This is a genomic window from Pseudomonas cannabina, from assembly GCF_900100365.1.
In the GTDB taxonomy this organism is placed as follows: Bacteria; Pseudomonadota; Gammaproteobacteria; order Pseudomonadales; family Pseudomonadaceae; genus Aquipseudomonas; species Aquipseudomonas cannabina.
This window is the reverse complement of the sequence record NZ_FNKU01000002.1, coordinates 56,962-80,998: the sequence shown is the minus strand read 5'-3', so window position 1 is coordinate 80,998 and position 24,037 is coordinate 56,962. Positions and strand designations below refer to the sequence as shown.

Genomic DNA, 24,037 nt, shown 5'->3' with positions numbered 1-24,037 from the left:
TCAGGCTTTATCCGCCGCAGGGGCGACTTGCAACTGCGCAAGCACCGTTTGCTTGCAGGGCGTCAAGAAGAACTGCTCCATATTGATGTTGGCGCCAAACGCCTCGTTGACCTGACCAATCAACTGGATAGCGGTAAGAGAATTGGCACCCAGGTCGAAGATATCTTCGTCATTTCCCACCGGACGCTGAAAAATGGCCTCGAAGATCTGATCGAGTTTTGCTGAGCTCATGGTTTACATGCCTCGTCGTCAATAAGGGAGCCGGTTCCCCGGCACATCGGTAAGCTTCACGCCGAAAGCCATCTGCTCGCTCAGGGAGATGGCCCACGCTGGACCACGAACCGACTTTAAAGGCGTACCGCGCGAGCGCCCATCGTCCATTTTGACCAAAAGCGCCCCGGGGATACGCTTTACTGGAGGTATACGTAGTCCATGCCGAGCTCTTCGAGCTTGCTCATCGATGATCACGCCTTGTTCCGTTCCAGCGTGGCCCTGATGTTGGAAATGAGGCTGCCACGGACGACGGTCAGCGAAGCCAGCAGGATCGAGGAGGCGTCTGCCCAGGCGTGCCGGCCCCCGATCTCATCTTGCTCGATTTGCAAATGAAAGGTACTAACGGCCTGGAAGGCATCGCCTTGCTGCAAGAGCGCTGGTCCTCGGCGAGAGTGGTGATCGTGTCCGCCTTCGACCGGGATCAGTGTGCGAGGCGATCCAGCGCGGTACGGTGGAGTTTCACTCTAAGACAGAATGTCCAGAGCACCTGCTACAGCGGATCTAGGCGCTGCTCTCCGGTGGCTCCTCCCAACGGGCGCCCCTCATCACCACTCCGTTGTCGCTCACTCTACGATGCCGCGCCGCGCCAGGCTTTGGTTGAAATGCGCTAAAACGGCACCGGCATTCAAGACTCTCGCTCGGTCTGGATGTATTGGGCACAATGACCGTCTCACCATCAGCTCTCACCGGCCTGACCAGGGGAAGATGCACCCGAAAAGTGCTGCCGTGCCCCTCTCGGGAAGCCAAGGTCAATGGATGGCCTAATAGGCGAGCCAACCTAGCAACGATGGCAAGCCCCAGACCTAGCCCTTCGTGGTTGTTCCGGGTCGGATGATCGAGTTGGTGAAAGTCGCGAAAGATTTCCTGCTGGTGCTGGAGAGCGATACCGACGCCGGTGTCGACGACCTCGATCTGGAGGTAGCCATGGCACCGCTGGCAAGCGATCAGGACGCCGCCCCTCAGGGTGTAGCGGATCGCATTGCCGATAAGATTTCGCAGTATCAGCTCCAGCAAGGTTGGATCGGATAGAGACAATAGCTCCGTGTCCAGCGTGCGGTAGCTGAGGCCCTTGCCGTTGGCGAGGGGCGCAAGCTCCATTTCCAGTTTATCCAGCAGTGGCTGCAGGGCAAAAACGTGCAATGTCGGCTGCAAGGCACCCAGTTCGATGCGTGATAGTTCCAGTAAGGTATTTAGCATGTCGGTAGTAGTCTTGACGGCCGTTCGGGCCCTGGCCAGCAATTGCCGCTGTTGGGAATCGAGCGGACTGCCGGCCAAGGCTGCCAGAAAAAATCCCTGAGCCTGCAGGGGCTGGTGCAGGTCATGGCTAGCTCCAGCCAGCAACTGACAGCGCGCCGTATTCGACTGCCGCGCCCGTTGCAAGGCGATGCGGAGCTGCTGCAGGTCACGGCGTGCCCGCTTGGTGGTCTCATCCAGCAGCAATTGCCTTTTCAATTGCTTCACTAGGCGCTGCCGACCCGAGTGCGCCAATCGGCAGAGCCCCAAGCCGTAAAGCAGCACGGCGCTCCCCAGGATTCTGTGCAGGTCATCACCAACGCGCAGAAACCACATAGTGATCAGTGCCACCGGCAGCAGGATGCGTCCCAGATAAAGACTGGGCACGGCACAATTCAGCGACACCTTGACATTGCCGAGCGTGGCGAACAGCACCAACAGCAAGCCGATGACGGGTGTAGGAAACGCCTGTTGGAGGGCAATTTCGCACAGCATTACCCAGACGACGCTTTCCAAGATACCGGCCAGCATCAGGACCCGAGTCACTGGCTGCACTCGGCCAGCGTCCAGGTCGAGTCGCAATACCTGGCGCGCATAGATGACTTGGCCCACCCTAAGACTCACGACGGCGACATACCAAAGCAACAATTGCGTTTGGATGGCGTTAAGGTCCCAGTCGCCGCTCAGTTGCGCGAGGGCTGACCAAGACACGCGGGCCTGAAAGCCGTCGAGCAGGCTGAAGGTCAGGATCAAGCTGGTAGCGAGCAGGGTAGTCTTGACCAGCGACTGGGTGAGTTCGACCAGAATGAGTCGCAGGGCCTCCTTGTATGAGCGAGCGTCGTGCCTCACAGGACGAGTCCTAGGCGGCGCGCGGCATCGGCCGCCTCCGTACGGCAGGACGTCTGGAGGATAGTCAGTATCGCCTGGACATGGCTGCGGACCGTGTGCTCCGAGCGCCAGAGCTGCAAAGCGATCTCCTTGTTCGTCAATCCCCGGCACAGCAACCCGAGCACCTGGCGCTGGCGTGAAGTGAGCGGCAACGGGGTGGCGGCGATAGTCCTCGGTTCGGGAGGCTCTCCGGAGAGCAGCGCCTGGATCCGCTGTAGCAGGTGCTCTGGACATTCTGCCTTAGAGTGAAACTCCACCGCACCGCGCTGGATCGCCTCGCGCACGATCGCATCCCGGTCGAAGGCGGACACGATCACCACCCTCGCCAAGGGCCAGCGCTCTTGCAACAAGGCAATGCCTTCCAGGCCGTTAGTACTTTCCAGCTGCACATCGAGGAGGATGAGATCGGGTGCCGGCAACGCCTGAGCAAGCGCCTGCTCGATCCTACTTGCTTCGCTGACCGTCGTCCGTGGCAGCCTCATTTCCAACATCAGGGCCACGCTTGAACGAAACAAGGCGTGATCATCAATGAGCAAGATCGAAGAGCTCGGCATGAACTACGTATACCTTATATAAAGAGTATTTCTAGGGAAGGTCTGAAGTAGCCGGATGTTTTCCGGCTACCGAGTCCTCAGCACTTTTCAAAAAACGATGCATGTCGGAATTTGCTCAATTCTCTTCGTTTTTCGGCTCTTTCGGCCGCTGCAAAGCCCTTTGCAGTAACCATTTCCTGCATTACACGCGCACCCTCTCCTGCGCTCGCCAACAAATGTCGGCGGGCCATCCACAAGTTTGACAGGGCGAACAACGTCACTATCTGCGCGGTGTTCTTGGCCAAGCCCCGAAAGCGCACTTTTTCATAGCCAAACTGGCGTTTGATTACCCGAAACGGATGCTCGACCTTGGCGCGAACCTGGGCCTTGGCCTTCTCGATTTTGCGGATCGCCTTGTACAAAACACTGCGTTTTCCGTGCTTTTTGTAAGTGCTGCGGCGGGCGGCAATCTGCCAAATGACCTTGCGCCCAGCATGTTCTTCGCGCTTCTCGACCCCGGTGTAACCTGCGTCGGCGCAGACTACGTTTTCCTCGCCGTGCAGCAGTTTGGCAACCTGCGTAACGTCTGCCACATTGGCCGCTGTTACTACCACGCTGTGCACCAGGCCTGACTCGTAGTCGGCGCCGATGTGAGCCTTGGCGCCGAAATAGTACTGGTTACCTTTCTTGGTTTGATGCATCTCAGGGTCGCGATTGCCATCTTTGTTCTTGGTCGAACTGGGCGCGTGAATCAGCGTGGCATCGACGATGGTGCCTTGACGCAACGACAAGCCACGGTCGCCCAGATAACCATTAATTACGCCGAGAATTCCAGTCGCCAACTCGTGCTTTTCCAGCAGACGACGGAAGTTGAGAATGGTGGTTTCGTCTGGAATGCGCTCCAGGCTCAGGCCTGAAAACTGACGCAGGATGGTCGTCTCATACAGCGCTTCTTCCATCGCCGGATCGCTGTAGCCGAACCAGTTCTGCATCAGATGAACACGCAGCATCGCCATCAGTGGGTAGGCGGGACGGCCACCTTCTCCTTTTGGATAATAGGGCTCAATCAGGGCAATCAAACCTTTCCAGGGCACCACCTGATCCATCTCGATCAGGAACAATTCCTTACGGGTCTGCTTGCGCTTGCCGGCGTATTCGGCGTCGGCGAAGGTCATCTTTTTCATCATCGAAAAGCTCGGCGGCTAGTGTCCGCAGATTTTGCCAAATTAGGAAGTCTTTTTCAGAGTTTCCCTTAAAAGTCTCAATCGTCCAAGAATGCCTGTGTAGTGGCTGGCTTTATAAGGTTTTTAGCAAGAATTGATTCATGATCTGTAGTACGTCGTAATGATGGTCCTTGATAAAGAAATGGCCGCCCTCGAAGGCTTGGAAGGTGGTTTCACCAGAGGTTACGTCGCGCCAACCATGGGCGACGTCGGGACCATGGGTGGAGTCTTGGCGACCGCTCAAGATCAAGAGGGGGATCGGCAGGCGGGGTTGCGGCTGCCAGCGATAGCTGCGAACTAGGGTCAGGTCCGCCTTGATGGTCGGGAGGAAAAAACTCATCAGCGCCCGGTTGCTCAGGACCACTTCGGGCGTACCACCGTAGGCGCGGATGAGGGCAATTGTATCAACGTCGGAAAGTGCTGGCTGCGCTACCGGTTCGAAGCAGGCGGGGGCCTTGCAGCCAGACAGGATCAAGCCGCGTGGCAAGGGTAGCTGCCGCTCTGCCAAGGCTCGGCATATCAGGAAGGACAGCAGGGCCCCGAAGCTATGGCCGAAGAAAGCGAAGGGTTTCTGGCAGTCGGCGAAAAGCGGCACCAGCGCCTGGACGAATTCCTGGATGTCGGCATAGGACGTTGCGGGGCAGCGCCCTCGGCCTGGCAGTTCCAGAGTGATCCACTCGATGGAGGCATCGAGCCGGCTCGCCCAGCCTAAGTATGCCTGGGCGTCGCCACCGGCATAGGGAAAGGCATAGAGGGTGCGCGGTCGTTGCTCGCGGCTGGCCCGTACCAGCCAAGTGTGGTCATTGGTTGAGGACATGACTAGGTCTCAAAGCAAGAGGGAGTAGGAGGTCGCGCGTCGAGCCGGCAGCCAGTCAACAACCGACCCCGAGGCCGGGTAGCTCGGCCTTGACCAGCACAGCAGCATTGCCTACGACTTCGCCACTCAGTAGCGCCTGGTGCGCCCTGGGTGTTTCCTCGAAGCGATAGAGGGTGTTCAGGGTCGGCACTACCCGGCGTTGTTCGACAAGTTGCAGGAATTCCTGGCACTCGCGGATGTTGGCGTAGTGGGAGCCCTGGATGCGCTTCTGGTGCATCCACAGGTGGCGGACATCGAAGTCGCAGTTGTAGCCGGACGTGCCACCCACGATGACCACCATGCCGGAGCGGTCGCATATCTGCAGCGAGGTGGGGAAGGTGGCTTGGCCGGAGTGCTCGATCACCACCTTGGGCAGCTCCTTTTTCCCCAGCGTCATGAAGAAGTCGCGACGGAAACTCGCGAAGCTTTTGGTCCAGGCGCTGTGAGCGTCGGAGTTCAAGTCCGGCAGACGTCCCAGGTGCGGATAGTCGGTTCTGAGCAAGTACCCCACGGCGCCGAGTTCGCAGGCGTAGCGGCCCCTTTCTGGACTGGACACCACGGCCACCGGCAGCCCCCCGAGCGCGCGGGTCAACTGGATCGACATAGAGCCCAGGCCACCTGCCGCGCCCCAGATCAGGACTGCGTCGCCAGGCTTGACGGTATTGGGTGCCCAATGTGTGAGCTGCTTGTAGGCGGTCGGACCATTGAGCATCAGGGTGGCGCTTTCCTCCCAGCTCAGGAACTTTGGTTTTGGGAAACATTGGTAGTCTTCGACGAGGGTGTATTCGGCGAAGGAACCGTAGCTGGTCTCGTAGCCGTAGATTTCTTGGTTGCTGCAGAACATGGGGTCGGGGGCGACGCGCGATTCTATGGCCGTGGCGTCGTAGACCGAGCAGGACACCACCACGGTATCGCCCACCTTGACGTGGGTGACAGCGTCGCCCACGGCTTTCACGTAACCGGAGGCTTCCGAGCCGCCGATGTGGAAGGGTTCGGCGTCACGGTTCCGCTTGCGCCTCGCGGCGATGATGTCCACCGGCTTACCCTGGGCGGCCCAGACGTTGTTGTAGTTGAGTCCGGCTGCCATCACTTCGATGAGGACCTGGTGCGGACCCAGGGTGGGGATCCGGACCTGTTCGAGCTGGATGGCCTGCTGCGGTTCTCCATAGCGCTCGGGGCGGATCAGAAAGGCCTGCATGGTTTCAGTCAGTGCTTGATTCATGGGCTTCCTACTGGTTTTTAGGTTGAGAATCGGTAAGGCCGATCCGGGGCTAGTCGAGAGGGAGGCCTCGTTCGGTCGCCCCCCTGGTGGCGACCACGATGCCGGAGGCCGTGGCGCAAGGCGTCCCTCGCGAGTTGGTCAGGACCGCGGAAACGAATGTCAGGCCCGGTGCCTGGCGATCGAGCCGTGTCGTGATGTAGCAGGGGAGGTGACGTACCTGGCGCAGCAGCTTCACCGACAACTCGATGACGCCCGCAGGCGTGTGACCGAGGGCGGCATGACCGCCGAGACCAATGGCGGCCTCCAAGGCAGCGCAAAGCACGGCACCATTGATGCTAGGCAGGGTCATGTCTCCGAAAGCGCCACCATGGGTCGGGCACGACTCTGCGATGGCTAGGCAGACGCTGTCGGCGCTCAGGGTAACGACGCTCAGGCCCAGGCTCTGGAAGAGTGGCGACCGATCCAGGACATAGTGGAAGTTCTCCGAGGTCATGACGCCGCTCCGCTGTAGTCCGCCAGCACCTGGATGAGGTGCTGTGCGGTTTGCTGCACCTCATCGCTGAGCAGGGCGAAATGCCGTCCAGACGTCTTCACCACCTGCGTCAGGCGTGGCCAGAGTTGCGGCCAGGTGTCGCTGGCGCCCGCTGCGGAGGCCTGCTCCGCCTGCAGCAGCAGGACCGGAGCCTCCAGCGGCAGGGGGCTCCAGCGGCCAAAGAGCTCCAGGTAATAGGCCATGGCGCTCAGGCCGTCGTCGTCTGTCGACCAGAAGTCGCTGCGGCTTTCCAACCAATCGCTCAGGACTTCCTTCAGGACCGCCGAACGCATGGCGGCCGGCGGGTAGGTGTCGATCAGGCAGAGGGCCGCGGGGTGGATGCCGCGCTGTTGCAGGAGCTCGGCGACTGCATAGGCGACCAGTCCGCCGGTGGAAAAGCCGAGCAGCGTGAAGGGGCGACCGGCAGCGCAGGCTTCGACGGCGTGCGCGAGCGCCACTGCAACAGCTTCGGCGGAGGCCGGCAACGGCCCGTTATCGTAGCCAGGCAGGGGCAAGGTGGCCATGTCATAGTGGCCTTTGAGTTCGCGGCTCAAGCGCTGATAGGTGAGATTGGCCCTTGCGGGCAGGAAGGAGTTCAGGCAGATGAGCAGTGGCCGGTCACGCTCTTGGCGCGACCAGCTGGGCGCGGGCGCGTGCCCTTCGGCGGCATCCGGGCCAAACGTAGGACGTTTGGCCGCGAATTGCGCCAATCGCTCCAGCCCCTGTGCCAGACGCCCCTGCCGCATAGCCTCGCGCAATTCTTCGAAAAGCATGCCCACTGTCGCGATGGTTGGCGCTGGGGCGCGCTCCGGTTGGTCCAGGCAGGCGCTCAGGTGGTCGGCCAAGGCGCTGAGGGTCGGATGGTCGAACACGGCCGTGGACGGCAAGCGGATGCCGGTGGTGGCCGCCAGCCAACTGCACAACTCGACGGCCGTGAGGGAATCGAAACCCAGGACAAGGAACTCGGTATCTCCAGGTATCGCCGCTGGATCGGGATGCTCAAGCACCTCACCGACCCCTTGGGCAATCACCGCCAGCAGGCGTGTCCGCCGCTCGGTGGGAGCTAGTTTCGCCAAGGCTTCGGAGCCTTGGCTTGCCGTCTGCCCGCTGCCTTCGGCGAGCAATTCGCGCAGCAGCGCCTGGGGTCCATGGCGGCGGAGTGCAGGCAGGTCCAGGCGTGCAGGAATCGCGAGGGGCGGCAGGGACCCGGTCAGCGCCATATCCACTTGGCTCAGGCCATCCTCCAGGGCGATGGGCAACTGACCTCGGTCGAGCAGTTCCTGGATACCCGCGGCGGCCATTCGTTCACCCATGGCCGAGCGCTCGGCCCACAGGCCCCAGGCCAGGGCAACGGCTGGCAAGCCCAAGTGGCGACGATAGTGGGCGAGGGCATCGAGGAAGGTGTTGGCAGCGGCATAGTGGCTCTGGCCCGGCTGGGGCAGCAGGCCGGCAGCCGAGGAATAGAGAACGAAGGCAGCCAGCTTTCGCTGGCGGGTCTGCCGGTGGAGTTGCCAGGCCGCGTCCAGTTTGGGCCTCACCACCGCTTCGAGCTGCGCGGGGGTGAGTTGCAACAGGGGCGCCGGATCGACGACGCCAGCGACATGGAAGACGGCGGTCAGTGGATGCCGTGCGGGCAGCCCGTCCAACAACTGCGCAAGGGCCTGCGGGTCGGCGACATCGCAGGCGGCGACCGTGGTGGCGGTCCCCTGTTCGGCCAGCTCTTCCACCAAGGCGGTGGCCTCGGGCGCGGCGGCACCACTACGACTCACCAGGAGCAGGTGACGTACGCCGTGCTTGGCGACCAGATGACGCGCGAGAGCCCGACCCAGAGTGCCGGTGCCCCCGGTGATCAGCACGATGCCCCCCGGATCGAGCGCGACGTCCGACTGTTGCTCGGTTGCCGGCGCCACGGCGCTGGAGCGGACCAGTCGCGGTGCCAACAGACGCCCTTGGCGCCAGGCCAATTGCGGCTCGTCGCCCTGTGCGGCTGCCAGGGCGCGCGCGAAGTCACGCGGGGTAGCGGGGGCGGTATCCAGGTCCAGCAGCAGCATGCGGCCGGGGTGTTCCTCCTGAGCGGTGCGCACGAGTCCCCAGAGCGCCGCCTGGGACAGGTTGGGCACGTCTTCGTCATCGGCGGTGGCCACCGCCCGGCGGGTTGCCACCAGCAACGGATGCCTTGCCGTCCGCTCATCTTCCAGCCACTCGCGTAGCGTGGCCGCCAGATCTTGCAGGGCGCGGTTCGCCGCGGCCGGCGTAGCCGGGGGTACCGGCGGTACAAGGACGAGCGCCGTGCCGGGGGGCGTCGTTGCCAGGGTGGTGATCGCGTCGGCCAGGTGCTGGTAGGCAGCACTGGCGCAATCGCTCGGCAGGTCGTCCCCAGCGCCCAGCCAGAGCGCTTCGGGCGGGTCAGCCATGGGGTCGGGCGATACCTCGCGCCACAGTACCCGGTAGCCGACGAGGCGGTGTGGCAGGGTGCCTGTACTGGCCGACTTCAGCACCATGGATTCCAGGGTGACGACGGCCCGGCCTTGGTAGTCCGCCAGGCGCATACGGTAGTCGCGGGGCGCGGTCGGCGAGGTGGGCCGCGCCTTGAGTTGGAGCAGGCCACGTAGCTGCGTGGCACCGGCTTGGTACAGGCGCATGCCACTCATGGAGAACAGCAGGCGTGGTGCTGCGGCGGGAGGCGCCGCACCCTCGACCAGCAGGCCAGATTGCAGGCCCGCGTCCAACAGCGTCGGGTGCAGGGTGAAAGTCGGGCCTGGCTCGCTATGGGCACGCTCCGCTTCGACGTAGATGCCTTCGGGGCTCTGCCAGGCGCGGACGATCCGCCGGAAGGAGCCTTCCAGTTCAACGCCCTGTTCGGCCAAGCGCACATAGAGGTCAGCGAAGGCCGTCGGCTCGGCGTGGGCTGGCGGCCAGACGGCGGTCTGCAGGTCAGACCAGAGCGGTGGCTCGGTAGGGTCGGGCAACAGCTGGCAACTTGCGAAGTGCTGCCAGCCACCCGTGGCATCTGGCTCCGCCGGGCGATAGTAGGCCGCGACGTTACGTACACCCTGGGCGTCGGGTACGTCGAGGTGAATCTGGATATCGACCGCACCCTGCTCCTGCAAGGGCACCAGGCGTTGCAGTGTCAGGTCCTGGAGCAGCGGACAACCCAGCCGGTTGCCTATTGTCAGGATGCACTCTGCGGTCATGGCGCCGGCACCGTACGCCAGCCCACCGACGCGATGTTCCAGCAACCAGGGCTGGCAGGAACCATCCAGTTGCCCCCAGAAAACCCAGCCCTGGCCATCGGCGCGTTCGAGCCCGTGCGCCAGCAGTGGATGCTCCAGAGCTAGCAGGCCGGGCATGTTGCCCGCATGGCCGGTTGCGCCGGAGCGCGGCTGCAACCAATAGTGCCGGTGTTGGAAAGGATAGGTGGGCAAGGCCAAGGTGGGGGCGGGCGGCAGCAGTCGGCGCCAGTCCAGCGCGGCGCCCCGGGTGTACAGCTGGGCGAGCGCTGCGAACAGCGGGCGAGGATCGTCCTTGTCGCGACGCTGGGGGGCGATCCACTGCGCCGCCGTATCACCGTTGGGATGGTGGCTCGCGTTGGTCCGGCCGAGCGCCGTGAGGACAGCATCCGGCCCGATTTCCACGGCCGTGGTCAGGCGATGCTCCAGCAGCCAGCACAGCGCAGCGGCGAAGCGTACCGGTTGGCGGGCCTGTTCGGCCCAGTAATCGGGCGAGCGTGCCTGCTCGGCGGTCAGCGGCGTACCGGTGACGGTCGAGACGATGGGCAGGGTGGGGGCGTGGAAGCTGAGCCCTGCCAAGGTTTGGCGCAGTTCGGCAAGGATGCCGTCAAGGTGCGGCGAATGGAAGGCATGGCTGACCCGTAACATCTGGGTGCGATGCCCCCGTTGCTGCCAGTCCGCGGCCAGGCGCTCGACCGCACTGCGATCGCCGGAGATCACCACGGCCGTCGGCGCGTTCACCGCGGCGATGGCGACGCTCTGTTCGAGTCCGGCCAAGGTGGCACTGACGTCCTGCTCGCTCGCTTCGATGGCGACCATCGCGCCCTCGTGGGTGATAGCTTGCATGAGGCGGCCACGCACGGCGACGAAGCGGGCGGCATCGGCCAGCGCGAAGACGCCAGCGACATGGGCCGCGGCGATTTCGCCAATGGAATGGCCCAGCAGCACGTCGGGGACGATTCCGAAATGCCGCAGCATCCGGTATAGGGACACCTCAAAGGCAAACAAGGCTGGCTGGATGAAGTCGGTGCGATCCAGCAGCGCGGCGCGGTCGCTGCCCTTGTCGGCGAACATGACGTTCTTGAGCGGCTGCGTCAGCAAGGGGTCGAGGGCGGCGCAGACCTCGTCCAGCGCTGCGGCGAACGGCGGACAGATGCGGTACAGATGACGCCCCATGCTCGGCCATTGCGCGCCCTGGCCGGAAAACAGAAAGGCGGTCGTGCCGCTTGGCGAGCGCTGGCCCTGGATCAAGCCCGGGACATGCCGGCCTTCGGCGAGCGCGCGGAGTTGCATCAGGGCGTCTTCGCGCTGGGCGGCCAGAATCACCGCGCGATGATCGAGGGCGCTGCGCTGCATGGCCAGCGACGCATTGAGCGCGGCCAGGTCGGTTGCCGGGTCTTCGAGCAGGGCGATGGTCTGGCGCGCCTGGGCCCGCAAGCCTTCCGCACAGGCGGCCGACAGCGGGAAACTGATGGCTGGCAGCCCTTCCAACTCGGCGACGGTCGGGTGACAGGCAACCTGCGTGGCCGGCGGCGCCTGTTCGAGGATCAAGTGGGCATTGGTACCGGAGAAGCCGAACGACGACACGCCGGCCCGCCGGGGCTGGTCGGTCTCGGGCCAAGGACGCGCCCTGTGGAGCAGGCGCACGGTCTGCTCCGACCAATCGATCTTGCGGGAGGGCTCCTGGGCGTGCAGGGTCTTGGGGAGCACGCCCTGGTTCAGCGCCATCACCATCTTGATGACGCTGGCGACACCCGCCGCCAACTGGGTGTGCCCGATGTTGCTCTTGAGCGAGCCCAGCCAGAGTGGCCGCTCCGGCGGGCGTCCGCGCCCATAGGTGTTGATCAGCGCGCCGGCTTCGATGGGATCGCCCAGTGCGGTACCGGTACCGTGCGCCTCGACCACGTCGATGTCGAGCGAGCGTAACCGCGCATTCTGTAGCGCCAGCTGGATCACCTGCTCTTGGGCCGGGCCACTCGGTGCGGTCAGGCCGTTACTGGCGCCGTCCTGGTTGATGGCGGTGCCGCGGATCACCGCCAGCACCGGATGACCGGCGCGCTGGGCGTCGGCGAGCCGCTCCAACAGCAGCACGCCGGCACCCTCGGCGAAGCAGGTGCCGTCGGCCTGTTCGGCGAAGGCCTTGCAGTAGCCATCGGCGGCCAAGCCGTTCTGCCTGGTGAATTCGGCGAAGACCTCGGGCGTGGCCATGACGGTCACCCCGCCGGCCAGCGCCAGCGAGCACTCGTGGCTGCGTAGCGACTGGACCGCCAGATGGATGGCGGTAAGGGAAGCGGAGCAGGCGGTATCGACCGTCATCGCCGGGCCGCGCAGGCCGAGGACAAAGGCGATGCGTCCCGAGATGATACTGCTGAGTCCGCCCTGCAAGCGATAGCCGTCGGCAGCCGGGTTACGCCGTTGCAAGTCGGCGAGATAGCCGTTCTGAGTCGCGCCGAGAAACACGCCGGTGGCGCTGTTTTTGAGGGTGGCGGGCACGATTCCGGCCCGTTCCAGCACCTCCCAACTGACCTCCAGCAGGAGTCGCTGCTGGGGGTCCATCGCCAGGGCCTCACGGTCGGAAATGCGAAAGAAGGCGGCGTCGAAGCCGGCGACCTCGTCGAGAAAACCACCCCGCCAGCCGGCGACGCGTTCGCGGAGCGGCGAGTCTGCGGGGAACAGGCTGTCTAGCTGCCAGCCCCGGTCGCTCGGCAAGGCGCTGCTCAAGGCCTCTCCCGCTTCGACGAGGCGCCACAGCGCCTCCGGTGAAGCCAGGCCACCGGGCAACCGGCAGCCCATGGCGACGATGGCGATGGGTTCTTGGGCGGCGGCCTGCAGCTCGTGGTTCTGCCGCTTGAGCGTTTCGTTGGCCATCAGACTAGCCCGCAGGGCTTCGGTCAGCCGCTCGCTGTCGGTGTTCCTGGTCTCGGTCATGGCGCTTACTCCTGGGTTCGCAGGGCGAGGGCAACGAGCTCGTCCGCGCTTGCCGTCGCGAGGTCGGTGGCTTGGGGCGGCGCCGTGCCGGAGGGATGCAGGGCAAGCTGCAGCATCGGGGCGAGTAGATCGGCTTCCCGCAAGGCGCTCAGCGACAGGCTGGCGAGCAGCGCTCGCACCTTGGGCTCGTCTATCGCCGCGGTGTCCGCGTCGGGGGCACCGCCGTCGGGGAACAAGGCGTCGTTCAGGTAGGCCGCCAAGGCGGCCGGTGTCGGCTGATCGTAGGTAAGGGTCGCCGCTAGCCTTAGCCCCGCGGCGGTAGCCAACCGGTTGCGCAGCTCGAGCGCCATCAGCGAATCGATGCCACTCTCCTTGAAGGTCGCCTCCGGTAGCACCTGGCCCGGACCGTCCAGGCCCAAGATGGCGGCGACCTGGGTCGCGATGACGGTCTGCAACTGCTTGGTTCGGGCTTGAGGGTCAAGTCCGGCCAGTAGCTGGCGCAGGTCCTGCACCTTTGCCGGACCCTCGCTGCCCCGCGCGCCGGGGCTGCCCCCCCCCAGACGCTCGAACAGTGGGTGCAAGGTACCCGCCTGGGCATTCTTGCGTAGCGTCTGCGGATTGAGCGGTGCCGCGACGAAGAATGCTTGGGGCGCGGCGATCGCCGTGTCGAGCAGCGCGTGACCATGCTCGGGGGTGATGGGCGCAAAGCCCGTGCGGGCGATCCGCGCATTATCCGCCGCCGTGAGGCGGCTGGAGAGCCCGGTGACCGGCTGCCACCAGCCCCAGGCCAGGGAGGTCGCCGGCAGCCCCTGACGCTGCCGCGTCTGCGCCAGAGCATCGAGGAAGCGGTTGGCCGCGGCATAGTTGGCCTGGCCGGGACTGCCCAGTGTGCCGGCGCTGGAAGAGTAGAGGACGAACGCCGCCAGATCCAGCTGGCGGGTGCGCTCATGCAGCATCCAGGCGGCGTCCGCCTTGGGCACGAAGACCCGCTCCAGCTCCTCGGGGCCTAGGTTGGGCAGGGTGGCATCGGCTAGGACCCCGGCGGTATGGATGATGGCGGTAAGCGGGTGCTCGGCAGGCAGCGAGTTGAGCAAGCGTTCGACGGACTCGGGATCGGCTAGGTCGCAGGCTGCCAGCCGGACCTGGGCGCCCGCGGCCTCTAACTCCTGGCGCAGCGCCAGGGCGCCGTCCGCCTGGGTGCCACTGCGGCTGGCCAATACCAGATGCCGGGCTTGCCCGGTGGCGACCAGATGGCGTGCCGCCAGGCTACCCAGGGTGCCGGTGCCGCCGGTGATCAGTACCGTGCCGTCCGGGTCTAGGGTGCGCGGCAGGGTCAGCACCACCTTGCCGGTGTGGCGCCCCTGTTGCATCCAGCGCAGGGCCTGGACAGCATCGCGCAGGTCGAAGGCTGTGACCGGCAGGGGCGTCAGTATCCGGTCGTGCACCAAGCCGAGCAGCTCGTCGAGCATACGCCCGGTGTCCTGTGGATCCTGGTCCGGTCGATCTAGGTAATGATAGTGGCGTCCGGGATACTGAAGCGCGACTGCGGCGGGCTCGCGTACCTCGGTTTTGCCCAGTTCGATGAAGCGTCCGCCGCGACCGAGCAAGGCCAAGGATACGTCGATCGCTTCGCCGGTCAGGGAGTTGAGCACTACATCCATCCCCGCTTCGCCAAGCAGGGCGCCGAAGCGGCCGGCGAAACTCAGATCCCGCGAAGTGGCGATATGATCCGGGGCGATGCCCAAGGCCTTCAGGATCGGCCATTTGTCCGGGTGGGCGGTGGCGAAGACCTCGGCGCCCAGATGTTTCGCCAACTGGATCGCCGCTTGGCCGACGCCGCCTGCGGCCGCGTGGATCAGCACCTTGTCACCGGGACGCACCTGGGCGAGCCGGACCAGGCTGTAGTAGGCGGTCAGGAAGGCTACCGGGAAGCCGGCGGCTTGGGCGAAGGTCCAGTCGGCGGGCAGTTTGCGCGCCGCGCGCTGGTTGGCGACCAGCAGCGGGCCGAAGGCGCCTTCGCTCATTACCAGAACACGATCGCCGGGCCGCAGGTCGGTGACGCCCGTGCCGACTTCGGTGACGATACCTGCGGCTTCCGTCCCTAGTTTGTGTTGCGGCGGAATCAGCCCTAGGGCACAGACCACGTCGTAGAAATTGACCCCGGCGGCGCGCACTGCCAAGCGTATCTGGCCGTTTTCCAATGGAGCCTCGGCTTGGTGTTCCGGTTGCAACGCCAGGTCGTCGAGATTGCCTGCACGCGTGATCTCTAGCCGCCAGGCACCACCGCCCAGCGGCGGCGTGAGAACGCTGTTCGGGCCGCTGCGGGTCAGGTGCGGAACCAGCAGCTGGCCGCGCCGCAGAGCCAACTGGCGCTGGTCGCTGGCCAGCACGGCCTGCAATGGTGCCGGATCGGCCAAGGGGCCCTCGGTGTCCAGCAGCAACAAGCGCCCCGGATTCTCGTTCTGCGCGCTGTGCAGCAAACCCCAGAGGGCAGCATGAGCCGGATCGACGGCTTCACCGGCGACCGTCGCGTTGGCCTTGCGGGTCACTACCAGCAGCCGGGTATCGGCCAGACGCTCTTCGGCTAGCCAGACCTGCAGTTGGGCGATCACCTCGACGCATAGCTGGCGGGTCGCCAGCGCGCTGTTCGCGCCCTGCACCTCGGGCAAGTGCCAGACCAGGACATCGGGTGGTGTGGTGCTGGACTCCAACGCTTGGCCGAGAGCCGTAAGAGAGGGATAGGTCGGCGCGCTGCTGAGCCCTGGCTCGGCGGTGCCTATCCGTACCCAGCGCGTCACGGCTCGCTGCACGCGCGGTCGTGCCGACAACTGGCTCCAGGTGAGCCGCAGCAGGTCATGGGCGGGCTGGACACGGGCCAGATCTCGCAGGGTGTCGCGGGAGGCCGGGCGCAGCTGGAGCGCGGCGATGTGCAACAGGGAGTTACCCGTCTCGTCATAGGCGCTGATCGAATAGGTCTCGGCCTGAGTGCGCTGCAGCACTGCGCGGAGCTGGCGCGGGCGATCCGCGGTCACGCTGACGCCAGCGAAGGCGAAGGGCAGCCGTAATGGCGCGGCGGCTTCTTCGTCAGCCAGTGCCAAGGGATGCAGGGCCGCATCCAGCAGGGCGGGGTGCAGGACGTGGGTGCCGCTGGGCAGGGTCTCGGGTAGGCTTACCTCGACGTAGGTCCGTTCGCCGTCCTGCCAAGCGGCGGTGAGCCCGCGGAAGGCCAGGCCGTACTCGTAGCCGGCCTCGCTGAGCCGTTCATAGAGCGCGGCGCTGTCCAAGGGGATGGCGGCCGTCGGTGGCCAGGCCTGGTCGAGCGGTATCAGTATCTGGGGGGGCATCGGCACCATCTGCGCATTGGCGTGCAGGGTCCAACCGGCGGTGGCATCGCCATGGCGTCGCGCATACAGGCTGGCCTGGCGCAGGCCTTCGGCTTCCGCTCGGCTCACCGTGAGCAACAGGTCGATCTGCCCCTGCTGCTCCAGCACCAAGGGTGCCTGTAGCGTCAACTCCAGCAACTGGGTGCAGTCGGTCTGGGCCGCAGCAAACACCAGCATGTCTAGGTAGGCGGTCCCGGGCAGCAGTACCACGCCGGCCGCAGCGTGATCTGCCAGCCACGGATGGGCGCCAAGTCCGAGGGTGCCGGTCAGCAGCAGGCCACCCTCGGGTAGATCCACGGCCGCGCTCAGCAGTGGGTGCTGGGTGGCTCGCTGGCCCGCACCGGTGACATCGGTCGGCCCTTGTCCGGTAAGCCAGAACGGCTTGTGATCGAACGGATAGGTGGGCAGTTCGACGATGCGTCCCTGGGGATACAGCGCCCGCCAGCTCAACGAGTGACCCTCAAGGTAGAGCTGCGAGATACCTGCCACAAGGCAATCGACCGCAGGCTTGTTGCGTTGCAGCGAACCGAGGCTGCTGGTCTGGTCGCCAATCGTTTCTTCCAGTGGTGGCAAGAGGACCGGATGGGGACTGCATTCAATGAAGGTGACGTCGCCTGCGCTGCTCAGCGCCTGGACCGTGTCGGCGAAGCGCACTGGCAGGCAGAGGTTGTCGCACCAATAGCCCGCGTCCAGCTGGCGGCCATCCAGGGAGACGGCAGGATTGCGTCCGGCGACGGTGCTGTGGAAGGGGATCTGCGTCGCCTGGGGTCGCAGGTCGGCGAAGCGCGCCAGCAACTGGGGACGCAGGACTTCGATCTGTGGGGAGTGCCCCGCCACGTCGACCGCGACGCGCCTGGCGACGATGCGTTCTCGCTTGCAGGTTTCCAGGAGCCGCGCGATGGCGTTGGTGGCGCCGGAGATCACCGTGCTGCTAGGACTGTTGAAGACCGCCAGCGTCAGCGAGGCGTCCACCCGCGCGGCCAGTTCGGCGGCCTGCTGCTCCGGCAGGACGACGGTAGCCATGGCGCCGGTGCCGGCCTGGGCCAGCATCAGCTGCGAGCGGATGGCCAGGATCTTGACCGCATCCTCCAGCTTCAGGGCCCCGGCGATATAGGCCGCGGCGATCTCGCCCTGCGAGTGACCAATCACCGCGTCCGGGGTACAGCCCAGCGACTGCCAAAGGCGGGCGATGGCCACCATCACCGCGAACAGGGCGGGCTGGACCACGTCGATACGCTCGAGCGAAGGTGCACCTTCCTCGCCACGCAGCACCGCGACCAGCGACCAGTCGACATAGGGCTGCAGCGCGGTCTCGACCTGGTCGATGGTTTGGCGATAGACGGCGAAGGCGGCGTACAGCTCCATACCCATGCCGGCCCACTGGGAGCCCTGACCGGGAAAGATGAAGACCCGCTTGCGCCCCCGGACCTGCGCCGCGCCCTGGAGCAGGCACGGATGGTCCGTACCGCTCGCTAGCGCATGCAAGGCTTCCAAGAGTGCCTCGCGCGAGGTGCCGCGCAGCGCGGCGCGGAAGGGGAAGCCGCTGCGTGAGACGCCTAGGGTGTAGCCGATATCGTCCGGCGCCAGGTGCGCTTGCTCGAGCACATGGCCGTGCAGGCGTGCGGCAACATCGCGCAGGGCTTCGGTGCTCTTGGCTGCCAGCGGCCACAACGAAGCCTGGGTCTCGGGCACCTGGCAGGCGCTTGTTGCCGCGGGGGCAACGTATTCTTCGACAATCAGGTGCGCATTGGTGCCGGAGACCCCGAAAGAGGAAATCCCGGCGCGGCGCGGCCGGTCGGCTACGTTTGGCCAAGGGCGTCGTTCGCTGAGCAGCTCGATAGCACCGGTCGACCAATCCACCTCGGTGGAGGGCGCGGTGATGTGCAGGCTGCGGGGCAGGGTGCCTGTGCGCAGGGCCATCACCATCTTCATCAGGCTGGCGACCCCGGCGGCGGCCTGGGTATGGCCGGTGTTTGACTTAATCGAGCCCAGCAGCAGCGGCCGCTCCGCCGGGCGCTGGCCATAGGTGGCCAGCAGGGCATTGGCTTCGATGGGATCTCCAAGGCGGGTGCCCGTGCCGTGGGCATCGACGGCATCCACGTCCTCGGGCTGCAAACCCGCATTGGCCAGGGCGTGGCGAATGACCTGCTGTTGCGCGGTGCCATTGGGCGCGGTCAGGCCGTTGGAGGCGCCGTCCTGGTTGACGGCGCTGCCGCGGATGACGCCGAGGATCAAGCGCCCCTTGGCTTGCGCCTGGGAGAGGCGTTCGAGCACCAGCATGCCCACGCCTTCGCCCAGGCCAACGCCATCGGCCGACGCCGAGAAGGCCTTGCAGCGGCCGTCAGGGGCCAGAACCCGCTGCTGGGAAAAGTCGATCAGCACGCCGGGGGTCGGCATGACCGTGACCCCGCCGGCCAGGGCCAACTGGCAGTCGTTGCTACGCAGCGCTTCGCAGGCGGTATGGATGGCCACCAACGAGGACGAACAGGCGGTATCGATCGCCAGCGCCGGTCCCTGCAGGCCTAGGCAGTAGGACACCCGGCCCGCGGCTACGCAGGTGGCCGTGCCCATGTAGCCATAGCCGGTCACGTCCTCCGAGGCGTGCTGGATCTGGGTGCCGTACTCCGTCCCCATGATGCCGGCGTAGACCCCGGTCAGGGAGCCATGCAACGAGGCCGGGTCTATTCCCGCACGCTCCAGGGCCTCCCAGCAAACCTCCAGCAACAGGCGCTGCTGAGGTTCCAAGGTGAGGGCTTCACGCGGCGAGATACCGAAGAAGGCCGGATCGAAGGCCGAGGCATCATGCAGGAAACCACTGGTGCGGGTGGATATCTTGCCGAACCGTCCGGGCTCGGAATCGTAGAGCTTGGTGGTGTCCCAACCGCGGTCGGTCGGGTACTCGCTGATCGCGTCCCGCTCTTGCATCAACAGCGTCCAGAGCGCTTCCGGGCTGTTGGCACCACCCGGATAACGACAGCTCATGCCGATGATGGCGATGGGCTCGTCATGGTGCGAGCCCGTCACGATGGGTGCGGCCTGGCGCTGGCTCGGTGACTGCAGCCCGAGGACGCCGCGCAGATAGGTGACGACGGCGCGAGGGGTGGGATGGTCGTATACTAGGGTCACCGGCAGGCTGACGCCGACCGCGGCTGACACGGCCTGGGCAAATTCGACCACGTGCAGCGAGGTGAAGCCGCAGTCGCGAAATGCCTGGGTCTCGCTGGCAAATGGCTGGCCGATCAGCGTTTCCATCTCCTGCGCCAGCAGCTTGAGCAGCAGCCGACACTGTTCAGGCTCACCGAGTTGGGAGAGGTTCGCCGCGGCGAGGGTATCGTCACCTGCCGTTGCGGCGGTGGGCTCGCCGGGCGCCAGCTGCGCGGACGTCGACCCTTCCGGCAGCAACCGCTCGATCACCTGCGACCAGTCCACCGGGGCGCCGTGCACGAAGGCATGTGCCATGGCCTGCAGCAGGCTTTCACGATCATCCTTGCGCTGGTCTAGGGTAGCCACGGCCCCGCCGACGACACCAGCGCCACGTAAGGCTTCGTCGATAAGCGAGGTCAGCACCGGATGCGGGCTCACTTCGATGAACAGGCGGTGCCCATCGGCAATCAACGCCTGCAGGCTATCCTGGAAGCGCACGGTTTCGCGGAGTACGCGGAACCAATAGTCCACATCCAGATGCTCGCCGTTTTGCCGCCCGCCGCTGACCGAGGAATAGTAGGGAATCTGTCCGTCCATGACTTTGGCCGGGGCGCGCGACGTTACGGCGTCGCGTAGCGGCTCCACCTGCGGCCCATGGCCCGCCACCTGACCACCAGGTACGCGCCAGGCCCAGAAGCCAGCGTCGGTGAGTCGCGCCTGCAAAGCATCGAGGGCCATCAGGGTGCCGCTCAACGTCACACTGCGCGGCGCGTTGATGGCCGCGACGCTGAGGCTTTCTTGGTCGTCCAGCAAGGGCTTGATGTCGTCCAGCGCTGCGGCTACCGACAGCATTCCGCCTTGGCCTTCGATGGCGGTGAGCGTCTCGCCCCAGAGCACTGTGAGCGCGGCACCGCTGGCCTCGTCCAGATAGCCGCCGACGTGGGCGGCGGCGGCCTCGCCCACGGAGTGACCGATCACGGCAGCGGGCTCGATCCCGAAGGCCTGCCAGGTTTCTGCCAAGCTACAGGCCAGCGCGAATTGCAGCGGTTGGATTCGCAGGAGGCGCTCGATTCGCTCGCCCTCGGCGAGGGCCCGTGCTGGATTCCAGCCAATACGCGCCTCTATAAGATCGCCATGGCGGTGCAGGGCCTGCTGGTAGCTCGGCAGGGTCGCGCTCAGTCTGGTCGTCATCCGCGGCCATAGCGGTCCTTGGCCTGGAAACACCAGTACCGGCTGCCGCAACTGGTCGGCGCGGCCCAGCACCAGATGGCGCGAGGCTCGGCCGCGGGCCAGCATATCCAGCCCTTTGAGTAGGCTGGCTTGATCGGTGGCTAAGATGGCTGCGCGGTATTCGGCATGGTCGCGTGTCAGTTGCTGTCGGCAGAATACCTGCCATTCGGCGAAGGAGCGCGTCTCGTGCTCGGCGCGCAGACGTTGCGCGGTAGCGGCGAGTGCCGCGGGGCTTGCATCCGACAGAATCAGGGGCACGGTGAAGGTGGTCACGGGCAGACTCCTGCAGAAATATTGGAAACGATTAACGGCGGCCTTTTTGCCAGATGGCGTGCTGCGCGAAGGTGACGTCCAGTCGATCCGGTTGCTCAGCGCGCAACAGGATCCCGGCAAGTTGTTGCCGTAGCGCTCGTTCATTGAGGTCGGGGTCCTGGCTCTGCACATCGAGGATCAGCGCTACCTCGTCGTTCGGCCCGGCGTTCGGCCGTACCCAAGCCTCAGCACTAACGATTCCGGGCAGGCTTTCGACGATTTCGCAAATCGAGCGGGGACAGAGCTTTTCCCCTCGGCGCATGACGAACGTCGGGTTACGCTGGCGGAAGAACAGATAGCCATCCGCATCGATATGGAAGTGGTCACCGGTGGCGACTAGGCGCTTCTGGCCGCGCAGCGGCGGCAAGCGGTCCGCTTCACCGGCACGGATGCGCCGCTGCATGGCGGTGTCTGTGACCACCAACAACTCCCCTTCACTAGCACCCGGCGCTCCTCCCAGCTCGACCTCGACCTCCGGTAACGGCCGGCCGACCGACGCGTGCCGTCCGGCGGGCTCGAGGTGCGCGGCCAGCGTCGCTACGCGTGGGCCGGCCTGGGTCAGGCCATAGGTCAGATAGAGCTCGAGGTCCGGGTTGCGGGCCAGCAGCCGCGGCACAAGATTGGCGGCCAAGGCGTCGCCACCGATCGTCAACCGGCGGAGTGAGGGCGGGAGCCCATCCAGGTCCGCCGCACACAACGCCGTAACCATCACGGGCGTCAAGGAAGAGAGGGTTATGCCAAGGTCCAGGAGCGTGCGGTGATAATGGATCGGAGTGAACGGCGGCGTAGCCAGGACCACCTCGTTGCCCAGGACGTAGCTGCTGAGCAACTGCGCCACGAAGGCGAAAGAGTAGAATAGCGGCAGGTTGATCAACAGCCGATCGGCGGCGCTTTGGCCAATGGAGGCGGCATGTCGCCTGGCATTGAGCAGCAGCGCCGCGCTATCGAACACACAGCCGCTGAAGATGCCGGAAGTCCCGGAGGTGAGCAGCACCACTTCGCCTGGTTCGTAGGGCAGGGTGACGACGTCCTTCAGTCTGGCCCATTGCAGTTCGCTCGATAGCCGTCCGGCCTCCCGCGCGTCGAGCGCCTTGATGGCGGCGCCGCAGGGCAGGATCAACAGGTCGGCGCCTAGTAGTTTGGCGATGCGGCGAATACGTCCAGGCGGTGCTGAGTAGGGCAAGGGGGTCGGTACCGCGCCCAGCAGCAGCAGCGCAAACACCAGGGCAACGAAGTGGGTCCCGTTGGGTAGCGCCACCAGCACCGCGCGTCCGGGCTTGACCCCGAGGCGCTGCAAGCCCTCGCACAGGGTGGCGAATCCCTCAAAAGGCTCGCGTCCGCTGCCCGCTTCCATAGGCAGTACCCGCTCGAAGAGCGCCTGGACACCTTGGGTGTCGACAACCACGTTCATGGGCTCACCTGCTCGGTCTGCAGTTGCAGCAAGGTGCAGCGAACTCGATGCTGTGTGCCGTCCGTGTCGTGGGTACTCACCAATACGTGACTGGCAGCGCCGCTATCGAGCCAGTCTTGGGCGAGTAGGGCGGCCGGCACCAGGCCGTCTTGGGGGGGCATGGACAGGACCATGCTGGGACCGCTAAAGTGCAGCAGTTGGCCTGCCAGGCTGCAGACCAGTCCCGGACAGGCACCGGAAAAACGTAGCGGCGACAGGCGATTCCTACCCAGATCGCGGGCGATATGCTGCATGGTGTGCAGGGTGCAGACGTCGCTCACGACAATGTGCCCTACCGTCTGGCCGGCGGCCAGCACCGCATCGCGGCAGCTGTCCAGGACGCACTCCACGGCCTCGAACACCAGCCAAGACAGCGGATCGGCATAGGCGGAGGCTTTTTGCGCCGCGCCTCCCGCCGAGCCAAGGGCGGCCACTGACTCCGCTTGACCAAGGGCGTTTAGATGGTAGACGCTCCAATCGAGGTCGGTCATCGCATCGCCTCTCGTGCACGTTGAAAGACCAGGCAGGTATCGAAGCCACCGAAGCCCAAGGTCACGCTGATGCCGACCTCGGCGGGACAGGCAAGCGCCGTCCGCATGGCCAAGGGCAGCGCTATCCCTGTCAGGGGATTTTCCAGGCCGACGATTGGCGGTACCTGCTGGTTACCAAGCGCCAGCAGGAGGCTGATAGCCTCCAGCGCGCCGGTAGCCCCGAGCGTATGCCCGAAGGCGCCCTTGGTGCCGAACAGCAGTGGAAGGCGTGGCGAGCTGGCGAATAGATCGCTGTAGGTTTTGGTTTCGACCTCGTCGTTGAGCCGCGTGCCAGTACCGTGGGTACTGATGCAACCCACTTCGTGGGCGGTGAGGCCCGCGTCGCAAAGAGCGCGTCGTACGGCCAAGGCCAGACAGTCGCCCGACAGGTCCGGCGCGACCGCGCTCACGGCGTCGTTGGCCGAGCCAGCCCCGGCGAGGATGCCGTAGGGCCGCGCGCCCCTAGCCAGTGCGGCGGCCCGCGTTTCCAGCACCAGAAAACCCGCGCCTTCGCCCAGTACGGTGCCGCTGCGCGCGCGATCGAAGGCGCGCAGACCGTCCGCCGACAGCGTACCCAGTTGCGAATGCCCGAGCCGCTTGGCCGGGGTGAGGATGTCAGCACCGCCGCACAGGCAAATATCGGTAAAGCCCCTGCGAATCAGGCTCAACCCCAGCAACAGCGCATCGGCCCCTGCCGAGCAGGCCGTGCTAACGGTGATCGGCGCGTGCTGGCAGCCTGCCTCTCGCGCCGCCTCCACCGCCCAGCGGGAGAGCGATTCGGTCTCCGGCTCGTCCAGATGGTGCCCATAGCTGGTGGCCAGGACCGGCACCACTTCCTCGGTAGCTTTCGCCAGTCCGGCGTCCTGCAACGCCCGGCGGATGGTCGTCACCGTCAACCGGTGCTGACGCTCCGGCAGCGGCAGGGCTGGGTCTAGGTCGGGCAATGGCGAAGCCAAGGGACTGCGCAGCGCAACAGGGAAGTCAACCGAGCGGATGCCCGAACGTCCGGCGAGCAGGCTTTGCCAGACGACTTCCAGATCGTCGCCCAGGGCGGTTGACCAGGCCATCCC

The 24,037-nt window shown here is 65.4% G+C and carries 13 protein-coding genes and 1 pseudogene; 1 reads left to right on the top strand and 13 read right to left on the bottom strand.

Annotated features, from left to right (window positions below; all coding sequences use genetic code 11):
• Both BLT55_RS27680 and BLT55_RS34160 read right to left on the bottom strand, forming a co-directional pair.
• Positions 1-231, bottom strand: a complete 231-nt coding sequence (locus tag BLT55_RS27680; RefSeq protein WP_004666820.1) for an acyl carrier protein — start codon at positions 229-231, stop codon at positions 1-3.
• A gap of 233 nt (positions 232-464) precedes the next feature.
• Positions 465-644, bottom strand: coding sequence for a hypothetical protein (locus BLT55_RS34160; RefSeq protein ID WP_223862779.1), 180 nt, complete (start codon positions 642-644; stop codon positions 465-467).
• On the opposite strand from BLT55_RS34160, the gene BLT55_RS34155 reads away from it, so the two are divergent.
• Positions 603-884, top strand: coding sequence for a response regulator (locus BLT55_RS34155; RefSeq protein WP_229626617.1), 282 nt, complete (start codon positions 603-605; stop codon positions 882-884). The genes BLT55_RS34160 and BLT55_RS34155 overlap by 42 nt on opposite strands.
• Here the strand turns inward: BLT55_RS34155 and BLT55_RS27670 are convergent.
• The 11 genes and pseudogenes from BLT55_RS27670 to BLT55_RS27620 form a co-directional block, all read right to left on the bottom strand.
• Positions 775-2,355 (bottom strand): sensor histidine kinase, encoded by a 1,581-nt coding sequence (locus tag BLT55_RS27670; RefSeq protein ID WP_004666818.1) that lies wholly within the window; start codon positions 2,353-2,355, stop codon positions 775-777. The genes BLT55_RS34155 and BLT55_RS27670 overlap by 110 nt on opposite strands.
• Positions 2,352-2,948 carry a response regulator transcription factor gene (locus BLT55_RS27665; protein ID WP_004666817.1) on the bottom strand — a complete coding sequence of 199 codons (597 nt, stop codon included), beginning with the start codon at positions 2,946-2,948 and terminating at the stop codon, positions 2,352-2,354. Before BLT55_RS27665 ends, BLT55_RS27670 begins: the two co-directional genes overlap by 4 nt.
• 194 nt (positions 2,949-3,142) lie before the next feature.
• Positions 3,143-4,111, bottom strand: a pseudogene (locus BLT55_RS27660) (IS5-like element ISPsy2 family transposase); the annotation flags it as partial.
• Positions 4,112-4,223: 112 nt separating this feature from the next.
• Positions 4,224-4,967, bottom strand: coding sequence for a thioesterase II family protein (locus BLT55_RS27655; protein ID WP_004666814.1), 744 nt, complete (start codon positions 4,965-4,967; stop codon positions 4,224-4,226).
• A gap of 55 nt (positions 4,968-5,022) precedes the next feature.
• On the bottom strand, positions 5,023-6,228 hold the full coding sequence (gene ccrA / locus BLT55_RS27650; RefSeq protein WP_004666813.1) for a crotonyl-CoA carboxylase/reductase: 1,206 nt from the start codon (positions 6,226-6,228) through the stop codon (positions 5,023-5,025).
• 49 nt (positions 6,229-6,277) lie between these two features.
• Positions 6,278-6,721 (bottom strand): PaaI family thioesterase, encoded by a 444-nt coding sequence (locus BLT55_RS27645; protein WP_004666812.1) that lies wholly within the window; start codon positions 6,719-6,721, stop codon positions 6,278-6,280.
• A complete protein-coding gene (locus tag BLT55_RS27640) occupies positions 6,718-12,918 on the bottom strand; it encodes a type I polyketide synthase (RefSeq protein ID WP_055002093.1) in 6,201 nt (2,066 codons plus the stop codon). Before BLT55_RS27640 ends, BLT55_RS27645 begins: the two co-directional genes overlap by 4 nt.
• 5 nt (positions 12,919-12,923) lie before the next feature.
• On the bottom strand, positions 12,924-21,092 hold the full coding sequence (locus BLT55_RS27635; RefSeq protein WP_074801616.1) for a type I polyketide synthase: 8,169 nt from the start codon (positions 21,090-21,092) through the stop codon (positions 12,924-12,926).
• Entirely contained in the window at positions 20,980-22,398 is a 1,419-nt protein-coding gene (locus tag BLT55_RS27630; RefSeq protein ID WP_054998987.1) for a class I adenylate-forming enzyme family protein, read from the bottom strand. Before BLT55_RS27630 ends, BLT55_RS27635 begins: the two co-directional genes overlap by 113 nt.
• Positions 22,395-22,928 (bottom strand): hypothetical protein, encoded by a 534-nt coding sequence (locus BLT55_RS27625; protein WP_004666808.1) that lies wholly within the window; start codon positions 22,926-22,928, stop codon positions 22,395-22,397. The genes BLT55_RS27630 and BLT55_RS27625 overlap by 4 nt, the downstream gene beginning before the upstream one ends.
• Positions 22,925-24,034 (bottom strand): beta-ketoacyl-[acyl-carrier-protein] synthase family protein, encoded by a 1,110-nt coding sequence (locus BLT55_RS27620; RefSeq protein ID WP_004666807.1) that lies wholly within the window; start codon positions 24,032-24,034, stop codon positions 22,925-22,927. Before BLT55_RS27620 ends, BLT55_RS27625 begins: the two co-directional genes overlap by 4 nt.
• Between the last annotated feature and the right edge of the window lie 3 nt (positions 24,035-24,037).